At 60.3% G+C, this 14,146-nt stretch carries 12 protein-coding genes; 7 read left to right on the top strand and 5 right to left on the bottom strand.

Going from position 1 to position 14,146, the window contains the following annotated elements; translation table 11 throughout:
- Positions 1-6 precede the first annotated feature (6 nt).
- The 4 genes from ACK9YZ_RS30275 (at position 7) to ACK9YZ_RS30260 (ending at position 3,437) form a co-directional block, all read left to right on the top strand.
- Positions 7-1,089, top strand: coding sequence for a DUF917 domain-containing protein (locus ACK9YZ_RS30275; protein WP_416067212.1), 1,083 nt, complete (start codon positions 7-9; stop codon positions 1,087-1,089).
- Positions 1,086-2,624 carry a hydantoinase/oxoprolinase N-terminal domain-containing protein gene (locus ACK9YZ_RS30270; protein WP_416067211.1) on the top strand — a complete coding sequence of 513 codons (1,539 nt, stop codon included), beginning with the start codon at positions 1,086-1,088 and terminating at the stop codon, positions 2,622-2,624. Before ACK9YZ_RS30275 ends, ACK9YZ_RS30270 begins: the two co-directional genes overlap by 4 nt.
- A 371-nt stretch (positions 2,625-2,995) precedes the next feature.
- Positions 2,996-3,202, top strand: coding sequence for a hypothetical protein (locus ACK9YZ_RS30265; RefSeq protein WP_416067210.1), 207 nt, complete (start codon positions 2,996-2,998; stop codon positions 3,200-3,202).
- A complete protein-coding gene (locus ACK9YZ_RS30260) occupies positions 3,189-3,437 on the top strand; it encodes a hypothetical protein (protein WP_416067209.1) in 249 nt (82 codons plus the stop codon). Before ACK9YZ_RS30265 ends, ACK9YZ_RS30260 begins: the two co-directional genes overlap by 14 nt.
- A gap of 44 nt (positions 3,438-3,481) precedes the next feature.
- Here ACK9YZ_RS30260 and ACK9YZ_RS30255 read toward each other — a convergent pair whose 3' ends face one another.
- Positions 3,482-4,090, bottom strand: coding sequence for a J domain-containing protein (locus ACK9YZ_RS30255; RefSeq protein WP_216760048.1), 609 nt, complete (start codon positions 4,088-4,090; stop codon positions 3,482-3,484).
- 119 nt (positions 4,091-4,209) lie between these two features.
- On the opposite strand from ACK9YZ_RS30255, the gene ACK9YZ_RS30250 reads away from it, so the two are divergent.
- The 3 genes from ACK9YZ_RS30250 to ACK9YZ_RS30240 all read left to right on the top strand — a co-directional run bounded on the left by ACK9YZ_RS30250 (position 4,210) and on the right by ACK9YZ_RS30240 (position 5,363).
- The gene (locus ACK9YZ_RS30250) at positions 4,210-4,512 is read left to right on the top strand and encodes a hypothetical protein (protein WP_416067208.1); all 303 of its coding nucleotides are present in this window, start codon (positions 4,210-4,212) and stop codon (positions 4,510-4,512) included.
- A gap of 276 nt (positions 4,513-4,788) precedes the next feature.
- Complete coding sequence (locus ACK9YZ_RS30245) at positions 4,789-5,004, top strand: CopG family transcriptional regulator (RefSeq protein WP_216760768.1); 216 nt, start codon at positions 4,789-4,791, stop codon at positions 5,002-5,004.
- Positions 4,998-5,363 carry a type II toxin-antitoxin system VapC family toxin gene (locus ACK9YZ_RS30240; RefSeq protein ID WP_216760050.1) on the top strand — a complete coding sequence of 122 codons (366 nt, stop codon included), beginning with the start codon at positions 4,998-5,000 and terminating at the stop codon, positions 5,361-5,363. The genes ACK9YZ_RS30245 and ACK9YZ_RS30240 overlap by 7 nt, the downstream gene beginning before the upstream one ends.
- 702 nt (positions 5,364-6,065) lie before the next feature.
- Here ACK9YZ_RS30240 and ACK9YZ_RS30235 read toward each other — a convergent pair.
- Genes ACK9YZ_RS30235 through bcsA form a run of 4 tightly spaced genes read right to left on the bottom strand, consistent with a single transcriptional unit; the run spans position 6,066 to position 14,105 of the window.
- A complete protein-coding gene (locus ACK9YZ_RS30235) occupies positions 6,066-8,486 on the bottom strand; it encodes a cellulose synthase (RefSeq protein WP_416068463.1) in 2,421 nt (806 codons plus the stop codon).
- Complete coding sequence (locus tag ACK9YZ_RS30230) at positions 8,483-9,529, bottom strand: glycosyl hydrolase family 8 (RefSeq protein WP_416067207.1); 1,047 nt, start codon at positions 9,527-9,529, stop codon at positions 8,483-8,485. Before ACK9YZ_RS30230 ends, ACK9YZ_RS30235 begins: the two co-directional genes overlap by 4 nt.
- Positions 9,526-11,910, bottom strand: a complete 2,385-nt coding sequence (locus ACK9YZ_RS30225; protein ID WP_416067206.1) for a cellulose biosynthesis cyclic di-GMP-binding regulatory protein BcsB — start codon at positions 11,908-11,910, stop codon at positions 9,526-9,528. The genes ACK9YZ_RS30230 and ACK9YZ_RS30225 overlap by 4 nt, the downstream gene beginning before the upstream one ends.
- Entirely contained in the window at positions 11,907-14,105 is a 2,199-nt protein-coding gene (gene bcsA / locus ACK9YZ_RS30220) for a UDP-forming cellulose synthase catalytic subunit (RefSeq protein ID WP_416067205.1), read from the bottom strand. The genes ACK9YZ_RS30225 and bcsA overlap by 4 nt, the downstream gene beginning before the upstream one ends.
- Between the last annotated feature and the right edge of the window lie 41 nt (positions 14,106-14,146).

Here is a 14,146-nt window from a genome sequence, read left to right as displayed (position 1 = left end):
AAGAAAATGCGTGAACTCAAATTCGAGGAACTAGAGGCGCTTGCAATCGGAGCGGGCGTTCTCGGCACCGGCGGAGGCAACCATCCGCATCTGGAACTCATGTGCGCCGAGGAGGTTTATCGCCGCGGCAAGCGGATCCGCCTCATCGACCCCTGGGAGCTCGCCGACGATGCACGCGTTGCCGTGGTCTGCATCATGGGTGCTCCGCTGGTCACTAAGGAGCGGCTGCCAGAGCCGATCGCCATCCTGCGCGCCGTGAAGCTAATGGAAGAGCACACCGGCAAGCCTTTCGACGCCATCATGTCGATCGAGATCGGCGGTGAAAATGCCTTCTTCGCCATGCTTGTCGGCATGGAGCTCGGCCTCCCCGTCGTTGATGCCGACACGATGGGCCGTGCCTTCCCGGAAGCGCAAATGGCAAGCTTCGCGATCCGTGGACTGTCCGTCGCACCCTTCGCCATCGCGGATATCAGGAACAACGCCGTACTGATCCCCGTCGCCGAAAGCGCCGAACGCGTAGAGCGTATCGGCCGCAAGGCTGTCATTGAGCTTGGCTCGATCGCTGGCACATGCGCCGCACCGCGCTCGGGACGGGAGATCAAGGATCACGCCATCCTCAATTCTGTCGGACGGGCCCTTACGATCGGCAATGCGGTGCTCGAAGCGCGCAAGAGCGGCAGCAACCCCGTCACCGCCGTTCTCGCCGTGGAGAAGGGCGCACTGCTGTTCGCCGGCAAGATACAGGATGTGGCACGCCGCACGACCGACGGCTTCGTGCGCGGCCGCGCCACCGTGCTTGGCAAGGGTGCGTTCGAGGGCCGGACGCTGGAGATCGATTTCCAGAACGAGTTTTCGGTCGCCTGGCTGGACGGTGAGCGGGTGGCCTGCGTGCCCGACCTGATCACTGTGCTAGATGAGGAAACCGCCGAGGCGATCGGTACCGAAGTGCTCCGCTATGGTCAGCGCGTTGCCATCGTCGCGCTGCCGGCCGATCCGATCATGACGAGCCTGCAGGGTCTCGCCAAGGTGGGGCCGCGGGCCTTCGGGTTTGATTTCGATTACCAGTCCTTTGCGGAGGTTCCGGCATGAAGCGCATCGGCATCGACGTCGGCGGCACCAACACGGATGCCGTGCTGCTCAGTGGCAGTGAGATCCTCCGGTCCGTCAAGACGGCCACCACAACCGATGTGACGACAGGCATCCAAAATGCCATGGCGCACATCCTCGATGGCGGCAACCCAGCCTATGCTGAAGGCGTCCGGGCGATCATGATCGGCACCACGCATTTCACCAATGCGGTTGTTGAGAGGCGCGGCCTTTCCAAGGTTGCGGTGATCCGCATCGGGCTTCCGGCTGCCCACAGCATCATGCCGATGCAGGCTTGGCCGGCCGATCTGCGCGCCTGCGTCGAGGGCCCGGTCTTCCTTATCGAGGGCGGCAACGAATTCGACGGACGGCCGATTGTCCCCTTCGGCCGTGCCCGCATGGTGGAGATCGCTAAGGAAATTCGCGACGCCGGCGTCACCGCGGCGGCGATAACCGGCGTGTTCTCGCCGCTGACATCGGAATGCGAGGACGAGGCGGCCTCCATCCTGGCCGAGGTCGCGCCGGATGTCTCAGTCACCCTCTCCAGCCAACTCGGCCGCATCGGCCTGATCGAGCGCGAGAACGCGACTATCCTCAACAGCGCGCTGCATGATATGGCCCGCTACACCGTGAACGCCTTCGAGACTGCGATCGTAGAAAGCGGCGTCGATGCGCCTCTTTACCTGACGCAGAACGATGGCACCGTCATGCAGGCGGCCCACGCCGCGCAGTTCCCCGTTCTCTGCTTTGCGTCTGGGCCGACCAACAGCATGCGCGGCGCCCGGATGCTTTCGGGTCTCGACGAGGCGATCGTCCTCGATGTCGGCGGCACGACGACTGATGCCGGCTGCCTGGTCGGCGGCTTCCCGCGCGAAGCCAACTCCAAGGTCGATGTGGGCGGTGTATCGACGTTCTTCCGCATGCCCGATGTCGTTGCCATCGCGCTTGGCGGCGGCACCATCGTCGATGAAGCACGCAAAGCAATAGGTCCGGCGAGTGTCGGCTATCGCATTTCGCAGATGGCAAGGGTCGCAGGCGGCGAAACGCTGACTCTGACGGATATCGCGGTCCATCGTGGGCTCATGGAGTTTGGTGATCCGGATCGTGTCGCCGGTCTCGCTCCTTCCCTGTCGCAACATGTCGAGGGATGGATAGAGACGCAGCTTGCCGATCTGGTCGACAGGATGAAGACCAGTGCCGCCGACATCCCCGTTGTTGCCGTCGGTGGTGGAGCGGCCTTGGTGCCCAATCATCTGCCGGGTGTCTCGTGTGTCATCAAGGTCGAAAATGCCGGTGTCGCCAATGCGATTGGCGCCGCCATGGCACAGGTCAGCGGTGAGATCGACCGGGTATTCCATGACGTCGACCGCGCACAGGCCATCAGCCGCGCCTCGGAGCTAGCCCGCCATCGCGCCGTCAGCGCCGGCGCCGACGAGGCCTCGCTCGAGACGCTCGATGTGGAGGACACACCGCTTTCCTATATTCCGGGCAACCCGCTCCGGGTTCGGGTGCGGATGATCGGCGATCTTAAGATCTAGTTAGGGCAGCTGGGGAGAGTTCTCATCTGTAGCCGGAGCCTCGTACGTTCCCGGACCCGCGTTGTGGGTATCCTGGCATGTCTACTGCGGCGTCCCGAAAGGCTCAAGTCCTAGATCGCCGCCGCTCCAGCGAATGCCGGGCCGTCGCGGATAGGTGCGTAGCGTGCTGAAGGTTCTGCAAATTCCCTGAGAGGGGCGGTCATGGCAGGGTGGTGCCGTTTATGCCACTGCTTTCCTCACGCTTGAGCCAGCGACAATTGCCCAATACTAAAGCAGGTTTCTCGCTCTTGCGGCCCTCCCTTTGTTTCACCGAGAACCAGAGATGGTCGACCTGATAATCGCTTTGGTGCGGGTTAAATGTCCGTCGTAACGTGATCCCGATCGATCTTGCCAAGCGTTGTGACGCCGAGCAGGGTCACCCGCTGATCATCACGCAGCGTGGTGCCGGCTCCGCGGAAGGCTTCAGGATGCTATCGCGCCTGTCAGACGACGAGGGGATCGCCATCTGCCAATACTGGGCGATCCAGCTGGCGGCGCCAGCCGACCATCCGATGGTCGCCGGATATGCATTCGCTTGAGCCGGCCTGCAAGGTCGTTCATATCGGGCAAGACCCGCTCTATTCACGCTTTCCGGTCCGCAACTTTCACTATGACCTCGCCCTTGTCGGCGACACGGCCGAGGTCATTATCGACTTTGCCGCTGCCGCTTCGATGTTTCTGCCGACAACGGCCGGAAGATTGTTGAGGAGATTGCAGACCAACCCGACGAACACTCCGGCCCCGCCGATCGCCAGGCCTTCTTCGCCTGATTGAGGCCGCAGGTTCGACTCCCATCAAGGCATCCAAGCGTATCTCACCTAACAGAAGCCGTTAAGCTTTAAGATTTTATGGGCGTCGATCGTCGCACGAAGAGCCTCCTCGGCCGTGCGGTCTCCGTCGTTGGCATCGGGATGGTGCATCTTGAGTCTCTGCTTGTAACGGCTTCTGATTTCATCCGGCGTAGCGTTCGGCGATAGGCCGAGCGTTTCGAATGCTTTTGCTTCCAGCACTTTAAGTTTGCGGGATTGAAAGGCCGCCTTGGCTGCTTGGTTTTGTGCGGCGTTTTTTCGCGCGTTGATCGTCTTCGCGGTCCCGGAGCGAATTGACGAAGGGAGGGGAGTTTCAGAAGCGTGATTGACTCTAACGCCCCAGCTGGGGCGGCTGCCACTTGCCGCTTCCCTCTGATAGCGGGCCGTGACAGGGCTCGACAGTTTCGTCACATAATTGTAGCCTTCGCTATATTCTTTTGCGTGGCTACGGCAAAACAGCAGGTATAGCCCCTCGGCATCCGCTCCCACTGGGGCGCGATGGACGCCTTGTTTGTCGCATCCATCCCATTGGCATCTCGGGCCGCTTGTGTCGCGATGTTCGGCCGGCTTGTTTCGCGTCGGTCGCAGGCCGACGAAAATCTTTGAATCAGACGTCATCGCCCCTTATATGACCATGCCGCTGGCCACGGCAAGATCGCTCTTGGCGGACGTGGATTCCTTGACTGTCGTTAGATTCAACGGGACGGCCCCTAGTCCTGCGCCATCGTGTGACGCAAATGCCCGCTTTGCCGTACACTCGGCTCGGCCACGATGCTGAAAGCTCCGATACGCTTTTCTCTCCCAAGGCGACGCTGCTGATTGACCAACTACGCCTGGGTGTCCGGCGTCCCGAAATTCGCCCGAGCGTCCGGATGCTCGTCGAGGCGCCGTTCGTCATGCTCTATGAGACCATTCCGGACGCTGACGAAGGACCGATTGAAACGGTCGTGATTGTAGCGTGGTGGATGGCCGGAGAAATCTGCCAAGCCTCTTTCCTGAGACGAAAAATCATATTCGGCAGCCGACTCCGGTATGCCTAGAGACAGGATAGCCCCGTGGTGCTGCCTGATGAATGTTTGGCCAGGTCAGAGAACTACGTGTCCGCCGGTTCCTCTCTTCAGCTGCTACGATTTCGCAGGTTGAAATTCAACCGGCAATCTGCGCTGGGAGGACCTAGAGATGGGCGACGAGTTAGTTGCCTCAGCGAGGGTCAACAGCAGCCCAGCGGCCTGGTAATGTGCTAACGGCTAGTGCGCCATTGAAGATTCAGATCAGCAATGATATATATTGCCGATATCATATATCGGAACTTTCTTATGAGAACATTGGTTGATATCGGCGACCAAGAAGTCAAAGCGCTCGACCGGCTGGCGCAGAGGGAAAAAATGTCGAGGGCAGCGCTGATCCGAAAGGCGATCAATGACTTTCTGGCTAGGAACAATGCCGATAGTGAAGCAGAAGCGTTCGGACTCTGGGGCGATCGAAAGATCGATGGTTTGACATATCAGGAAAACATGCGCAGCGAATGGTAAAGTCTCTGTTCGACACCAATGTTTTGATCGACTATCTCAACGCAGTTCCGCAAGCGCGAGACGAACTGACAAGATATCGCGAAAAGGCGATTAGCATTATCACCTGGATGGAGGTACTCGTCGGCGCCAAGCCTGAGGTGGCAATCGGAACGCGCGCTTTCCTGGCTGGCTTTGCAGTAATCGCTGTCGATGACGCCATAGCCGAACGAGCAGTATCTCTGCGACAGCTTCATCGTATCAAGCTTCCAGATGCCATCATCTGGGCAACGGCCAATGTTCACTCGATGTTGCTGATCACCCGAAACACGAAGGATTTCCCTCGCGAAATGCCCGACATACGGATGCCTTACGAAATCTGACCGCAATGTCTGCGCTGTTGCCGGCCGCGTTAGCAGGTGTGAATCAGCACCGAAGGTTGGGTCTGACGCATATTTGGGCCGTTTGACCAAGGCTCGGTGATTGCTGCAGAAACTGCTGCCTTGTCTTTCAGGATCCCGTTGGCAAAGGCGAAGAGACTGTCGCTTGCATCAGCGATCCAAGGATCGAGTTCTGTCTTGGCCTTCCTTCGGATCATTGTTTGGAACCGATAAACTAGGCTGCTAGGCTGCGGACTTGGACCAAGGCGGGAACACCGGCTTATATGGCCGCGATGGTAATTGTATCCGCTTTGCTCAATTGATCGCGAGCAGTTGTCATCAATCGGGCAATCGTTCTGGCGGATGGCACTTTTTGAAGTTGCTGATCGCAGATCCGCTCGGACCGCCGTCGCCTTGCCGCCCACTCTCCGACCACACGAGAACAACCACGAAAGCCTCTGCATTTTAGCTGCCGCCAAAGTTCAGCGCCGTTGCGCTGCCCGGACGTCCAGAGTTGATCCAACAAGGGAAGATGAGCCTCAAGGGAACTTTGTCTGACACGGGACACATCGGATCTGTGACCGCGGACAGCCTGGCGCACGGTTCCACGGCTGTAGCATCAATGATGCACCCTCACACTCAGGGACTGCACACCTAGGATCTACTCCAGGACGGCCCCAGGTGGATGGCAAGAGAAAGTGGACTTTAGTCGTTAACCTCGGGATGAGTGATGCTCCTCACATCCGCAAGACCTCGTGCGGCATCACGATTGCCGGTGGCCGCCGCGGCCTCGAAGACGCGCGTAGCATCGCCATACATCTTCAGATTCATGTAGCTGTAGCCACGCAACACCATGAGATCGACGCGCTCCTGCTGCAACTGGGCGCGCTGGTCGAGATAAATGAGCGCTTCGCGATAGCGGTGGCCTTCGAAGGCGGCAAGCGCGCGGTCGGCAAGGATTGCCACCTGCAGCTCTGAGGCGCGGTCGCGGCTCTGAGGCGCTCTGGTGGCGGCGACCGCAGCATTGTTGGACAGGCCGGCTCGTAGATAAGCGAGGCTCTGACCGTAAGCGGCATCCTCACGCTCCTTGCGTACGGGGCTTGCCAGCGCAGCCTCGAAGGCCTTCACCGCTTCCATCGGCCTGTTGATGTCCATCAGACACCAGCCGCGCGCCAGCGCTTCGCCGGGGTGGAGGCCGGCGGGATCTATGGTCGTAGAGCAGCCGCGAATCTGGCGCGGACTGCGCTCGACCGTAACCGTCTGCATGACCGGCTCAGACCTTTTCGGTGTAACGGCCTGGGGCCGCGCTTGCGAGGGCTGAGATTGAAAATTCGTTGGAGGCCGAAGCGCCGCACTTCCTTCGGTCGGTGCTGTCTGGGCCTTGGGTGCAGCAGGCTGAGCTGCCACCGGTTGCTCGGCTACCGGGCCTGGAGCCGACAATGGAGCGCTGGTTCGGGAATCGGCATAGGCGTCGTTCAAAGTGGCAATGCGAGGGGAACGACCAGCCCAGAGACGCTGGATCTCAGCAACGCCGGTACGGTCGTTCAACTGCTTGCGGGTAACGGCAAGGCCGTAGGCTGAGGGTTCGTCATCCGGCTTCCAGCGCAGTGCCGTTTCGAACCAGCGGGCAGCCGTCTGGAACTGATTCAAAGAACGGGCATACCATCCGAACTGCTGGGCCGTCGGAACGTATTTCTGCTCGATGACCGCAGCAGCGATGCGGCCGAGCACGTCCTCGCTCAGGTCGGCCGGCGGCTGCAAGGCCATCAGATTGGCGGACGCTGCAAGGTAAGTGGCGGTTGCATCCTTGGAATCGTCGCGCCATTTATACATGACATCTTCTGCTTCCCGCGGCGATTTGCGGGCAATGAGAGCCAGTGCCAGGCCTTGCGAGGCGGCCGCCGAATCTTGCTTCTCGTGGGCGATACGAAACCACTTTTCGGCATCCGCCTCGTTGTTGCGGCGAAGCTGATACCAGCCGAGCAGCAGCGCGTCGGAGGGCAGCTGCCGCTCTTCGGCAAGCTTTTCGACGCGGGAGATGTAGCTGGGAGCGACGTCAAGCTCGGCGTCGTCATTGCCATCGGCAACAAAGCGGCGGGCAAGATCGTCGCGCAGGCTGTCGAACTCCCTGGCACCATTGGCGTTCGCAGGCTTTTCGAGGGAAAGCAGCGCCTGCATCGGACCATATGGAAGAAGAGCAGCCGCCTTCTGGATCGTCGCCAAACGTTCGGCCGGCTCGGTGCAATTCTTCAGGATGTAGGTATAGGCATCCTGCCCGCGCTGCTGCCTGTTCGTTCCAATAAACGCTTCGGCGACACGCCAGAGCACATCTATCTCGGCACAGGTCAGCAGGCTCGGCGTTTCGGCCGCGATACTGACGACCGTCGCATATTGCTTGAGATCGGAGGCGTTGATCAGCCGGGCGCGGGATTCGGCGACATCGAGGCGATCGAGCAGGTCCGCCGGCGGCTGCCAGCCGCTTTCGGCAGTCTGACGATCGGCGATCGCCTTGCGCAGCTCGGCGTACCGCGCCTCCGAATAAAGCCGCCACATGTTTTCGAGCTGTCGGTCACCATTCTGCGGGATGGCGAGCGGATCGGCAGGCGGCACCCAATTCGGATAGAGTGCCTGGAGGCGGGAGATTTCCGCCTGCAAGCGAACCTTGTCGCCTCGGGCTGCAAAATAACGGAGGGCACTTTCATCAACGACCGGCTGCTGCTCCGCCGCGCCAGCCGGTGGTGGGTAGTCAGGTGTCGTAGCGCCGCCCGCCCCCGCCGATGTCGCAGCCGGCGGGACGACCGGAACCGGAGGCGGCGCCGTTTGGACGGGCGCGTTCGGCGCCCGGCCTATTGCGGGTGGATTTGCCGGAGCCTGAGTCGTCTGGGCAACGCTCTGGATCTGCTCGGAGAAATTAACCTGTGTCGCCGCCTGGATTCGATCCGACACGGTCTGCACATCAACAGGCTGACTGTCGCTATCCGGCCCCTTGACGCGGCCGATCGTCATCAGTTCGGGTGTCCTACCACCAAAGCCGAGACGTTCCTGCAAGGCTTCGCGGTCCTTCAGCCCAGTGATGAGAGTCGCCACGAAAACCGCTGCCGTGACCGCCACGAGAGAAGATTTCACAGACACTCTGGATGCTTCTCCCCGACATAGGCCAGCCCCAGAAGCTGAAGCGTTGATGGATAATAATAGGCAGGCGCAAATTGCAGCGCTTCGGCCGGAAGCTTCGTTCCGTCCAATACACAGGCCACAACGTGGTTAACAATTTCATAACCGGGGTCGGAAAGCTCCGTCTTCGACCGCCCCGTGGAGAGATCAATGGTAGCTAGTACGCCGTTTGCAGTCATACCTTCTTTCAGGCGCGTCAGCAGTGCCCTATCGGACACGCCGCCTCGGGCCAGATAGAGCGGGATGCGGATCGCGTTGTAACCGAACTCCTCGTCAAAACCTTCAGCCGGCTGCGGCCGACGCTTCAAGCTCACCCATTCGGCGGGCAGCTTGCGCGGGCCGAACTGCATGGCCTTGAGCAGCGAGAGACCGTCATCGGCAAGTTTCTGCCACCGATCGGAAGGGGCAAGTGCCGCCATGACGGGAAACGCTTCATAGACCCAATAGGATGGGTTGACGACGGGACCATCATCGCGATCCGCCCCGGAAAAGCCTTCCGCACCGGGCATCAGCAACGTGCGGCCGGCGAAATCGACGACGGTCTCCGACAGCGTAGACTGCGCCATTCGCGTGGCCGCGGTGATATAGTCGGCGCGGTTCCAGGCGGAACCCGCCAGCGCAAGCGCATAGGCAATGAGTATGTCGCCATCGGAAGCATTATTGCTGTCAGTCACATGGGGGGTGACGGACGGATCCCATTTCCAGACGGCAAGGCCGTCATTGCGCAGAAGCAGTTCTGTGCGGGTAAAATACCAGATCTGCTCGAAATCAGCCGGGCTTGCGGCGAGGTAGGCAAGCAGCAGGCCATAGCCCTGGCCTTCGCTATGGCTGATATTACCGTTGCCGTTGTCGACGATGCGACCGCTCGGATCGAGGAATTTCGCTTTATAGGCTGCCCATGCCTCGCCACTGATCCGCGGCCGCTGGGCAAAGGCAGGCTTGCCTGCGAACGCCAGCATCATCGTGCCTGCCAGCAATATGGTTGCCCAGCCCTTCATTTCGACCTGCCTAGCCTTGAGAGCATTCTGGAAGTGGCGAGACCAATCAGCAGCGACAGGACAACCAAAAGGAAAGAATAGGAAAGAATATTGGTCGAAAGCCAGTTCGCCGCGATCAGCCGATAGTTCGCTATCGACAGCCCCTCCGTGGGCACGAAATCGAAACGCGTGACCGGCACGCTTTCGATCTTTCCGGTGCGGCTGGAATAAGTGGTGATATGGCCCGATATTTGCGGCCAATTCCTCTGAGCGGTGAGCGCATTCAGCCCTTCGCGCAGGTCCCCGGCCGACGGCGATGTCACGACGGTCCAGGCGCCACCGCCTTCGGGGCTCTTGCCCTGAGCGATCATCAAGGTCGCCGCATTCGACGGCGTAAACACCTCTTCGGCATTTGGTACGAACTGCAGTGAGCCGGCAGTGATGTCGAAGTTGCGGCGCAACCATTCGCGGAGCGCTTCTATGCGCCCCCGTATCGCGCTGCCGGTGATACGCGAACGCCATTCCTCCAGCGCCTTCCCGTTATCGATTTCCGTCGGCTGCGAATCCGTCACCGGCCGCCAGGAGGCCTGGCTGGCCGTTGCGACATTGACCTGAGCAAGCACTGTTGCCGGCATCTGCGAAATCGAGCCGATGAAAATGGCGTTGCGGTCACCGATGACGCCTGGCGAAGCGACGGTTTCGATTGCGATCGGATGGCCGGCCGCGATGGCGAGTTGACCAAGCAGTGTTGCCGTCGCCGAAAGAGTGTCGGCATCGGTTCGGTCGATAAGCAGTGGCGTCGGTTGGGGGCTGCGCCCATATGGGTAGGAAGTGCCGGCCATCGCTGCGAGGTTCGGTCGCTGACCGACGCGGGCGAAATCCGGCATGTGAAACTCGGAGGTGTCGAACAGTGCAAAACGTGGCGTCTGCGACGCCGTTGCCCCGGGGGCGCAAGCGACATCGTCCGCAGTCATCAAGACGGCTTCGATCGCGATGGAATTCAGGCCAGGTTTGAAGTGCCGCATAGTTACGCGGATCGGAAGCTGACGGAAAATACCGCCGTTGGTCGTCGCGATTGGTACGGTTGAAGCGATATTGCCGTTCACGTAGATGTCGACATGGCTGCCCGGAAGCACTTGGCTGGAATAGGCGGCATCGAGCAGGATTTTCGCCTCGCCATAGGAATTGGCATAAAAATCTGCCGGGACGGCGATATTGAAGCTGGTGCGGAAGCGGCGGCCGGAAAAATCGACGGTGCGTATACCGAGCTGCGAAAGCGGGATGCGCGTATCGGCAAAAAGAAGGGGCGCGTCGGGTGCGGTCCAGCGCTGCGTGGTCAGCACATCGCGGCGTGTTTCAGGGGCGCGGTCGGTCGGAGAGACGATGGTCTCGATCGCCGTCGAGACCGCCTGCCAGGACGGACCGCTGATCAACAGAACGGGTGAGCCGCTGCGTGGCTCCGTGGCGAAGGCGGCGAGTGGTGCGCTTTCGGCGGCTGGAGGAAGGCCAGGGAAGATCGGTCGCAATTCAGCCGCAGTACCGATAAGCACCGCCATTTTGCCAGGACCACCTGCCGGCAGCGTGTCGGCGCTGAAGGCAAAAGTCTGGTTGGGCATCCCGCTCAGGAGCGACAGGCCTTGCGCCAGGCGCAGGAGTGGCTTGGTGGTGCCGGGCTGCTCCATCGCAGGGACGACAAGATTGAACGCCGTCCTTCCGGTACCATCGACGCCGACGGCGCGGATCGCATCTGTTCCGGAAAACCGGCTTGCATCGCTGCCGGTAAAACTCAGATAGGTGCCGGCCGGATCGATGTTCGACCAGAGCTCATAAGTAGAGTCGATGCTGCAATCCGTGCGGTGGCGCTGATTTGCCTCGAAAGTGACGAGGTTTGCACCAGGCTGCAGCAGGCCTTGAGGAACCTCGAAGCTGACCGCCGACGGGCTGTCGGGCGAGCCAACCTGCCGCTGCCCGATTAGTCGGTTGTTAATGAACACGGTCAGCTTTGACGCCTCAGGCGCGACGACAATGGCGTTCTGATAGGTGAAGGTGAGGCGCGCTTTCGCCGACGCCTGCTCCGTCGTCAGATAGATTGACCATGACTTGCGGTCGTATTCCCCAACCAGGCCGAGCTCAGAGAAAGGCACGATATAACGTCTGGAATCCCCAGTTTGTGGGGCGGCCGCGACAGGATTGGCGGGAGGGGGCGTAGGCGGTTGCGGGGCAACCGTCTGCGGCAGAGCGGGAACAGGGACCGGCGAAGGCTGGGCGGGCAGCATTGGGCGCGGAGCAACCGGCCGCGCACCTGCCGGCCGCTCACCGGACATGTCGAACGGGCTTGTCTGCGCACAAGCGAGGACCGACGTGCCGAGCAGGAAAAGCGAAGCGGCAAAGAGCTCTCTCATCCGGCGTTCACCTTTGTCGCCTGCTGCTGCCGATTTTCTTCCCGCTCCTGGCGCATGCCCCGGAAGAAATAAACCAGGCCGCGGCTCGTCTGGTACAGCGAGAGACCAAGAAACCAGATAGTGCCCCTGATGAGACCGGGATTGCGGCGGCGCGAGATCTGAAATTGCATCCATTGATCGGAATTGGCAAAGATCAGGTCGGCGATCAGGCGGTGATCCAGCGCGCTCTTCGGCTGATATTGACAGCCGACATTGGTTATATCGCCCGACGGTTCGATGTTTCGGACAACGAGCGGAAGCGTTTCGAGATCGGCGCCGCTATAGGGGCGGAAGCGGATCTCGCCATGTGCACCGATCTGCACCTGATCGAAATGCTTGCTGAAGATGTGCAGGCGCGCGCCGTGGACGGAAACATCCTCGATCGAGGCCGTATACCACTCTTCGCCGACGCCGAATTCGCAGCGACGATTGACGCGCACGCGGCGCGAGGATGCCCTTTCCCCACGTTCCGAAACTACACCGAGCGCGCAGCCGGCAAGGATGAGATTGATGATATTCCAGCCGCCAACGACGAGGGTAACGTCTGCCTTGTAAGGTTCGGCATAGATCTTGAAAATGGTGATCGCGACGGCGACGATCTGCACTGCAAAAATGACGAAGAAAGGCCGGCTGATTTCCGACAAGCGGCTGACTGCGATGGATTCGTCCTTGGCTGTGACCTTGAAGGTCGGTTTGCGTGGATTGAGCATGACCGAGACGACTGCCGGCAAGAGATGCACCGTCTGCACATATTCGTAGAGTTCGGAAATCCAGGGCCAGCGGAACGATCCGTAGAGATAGTTCTGCATCATCAGATTCACGATCATATAGGCGAGCGTATAGGCGAGGAATTCGCCGCCGGAGGCGGTAAAGATTTCCAGATCGAAGAAGAGATAGAAGAGCGGCGCGAAGAGGAAGATCGTTCGCGGGAACGGGAACAGCCAGAACAGCGACGAAGACATATAGCAAAGGCGCTGTGGTAGGGAGAGGCCGCGCTTGAGCAGCGGGAAACGGAACCGCAGGATCTGCATCATGCCCTGCGCCCATCGGCTGCGCTGGCCGATAAAGCTTGCGAAAGTCGCCGGCTGCAGGCCTGCGATCAGCGGCTTGTCGAGATAGATGCTATTCCAGCCGGCGCCGTGAAGTGCAAGAGCGGTCTCGCAATCCTCGGTAATGCTGACCCCGCTGAAGCCATTGGTGGATTGCAAGGCGCGGCGGCGCAAGACTGCGGCCGACCCGCAGAAGAAGGCGGCGTTCCACTTGTCGAGACCGCGCTGGATGATGCCGTAGAACATCTCGTTCTCGCTCGGCATCTTTTCGAAGGTGCGCAGATTGCGCTCCAGCGGATCCGGATTGATGAAGAAATGCGGCGTCTGAACTAGGAAGAGTTTTGGATCATCGTCGAAATAGCCGACGGTTTCGAGGAGGAAGTCGCGCGCAGGCGCATGATCGGCGTCGAAAACGGCGATCAACTCTCCGCTCGAATGCTGCATGCCGTTGTTGAGATTGCCGGCCTTTGCATGTTCGTTGCGGTCGCGTGTCAGGTAGTTGACATCGAGATCGATACAGAGCTGCTTGAGTTCGGCATTGCGGGCAGCGGCAGCCTGCGCCTCGATCAGCTTGCCGGAATTTCGCTTCTGCAGGGTACCCCCGTCATCCAGCAGCCAGACATGCAGCTTGTCGGCGGGGTAGTCCATCGCCTTGGCGGCGGCGAGCGTATTGGCGAGCAGATTCGCATCTTCGTTGTAGGAGGGCACGAAGACATCCACGTGTGGAAAGCGCTCGAGCTTGGCGGCGCGTGACGGGCGTGGCGGCAATGGCGTGGCCACGATGAAGAGCGACAACGCCAGCATCATCACGCTGTACATTTCAGCAAGATAGAGCAGCAGACCGGGGATGAAGTTTGCGAGCTGGTTGACCGGTGGCAATGTATTGGTCGTGCGCCAATAGACATAGCGCAACACGATGGACGTACCGAAGGCGAGCGCTACCAGACGCCAAGTGCCCTCGCCCTTCAGCACCTTGATGAGCGCCATGATAGCGACGACGGTGATGCTGGCGATAAGCTGGGTCTGCAGATTGACCGGCAGCGTGATTAGGGCGATCACACAGAGCGACACCCCAGCCCATATGATAATACTGCCTGCCTTACGCATGAACATTCCTTCGAAATGGCTCGACCGTTGCGCGCCGGCGC

Source organism: Rhizobium sp. ZK1 (assembly GCF_047782645.1).
In the GTDB taxonomy this organism is placed as follows: Bacteria; Pseudomonadota; Alphaproteobacteria; order Rhizobiales; family Rhizobiaceae; genus Rhizobium.
This window is presented reverse-complemented; position numbering and strand designations above follow the sequence as displayed.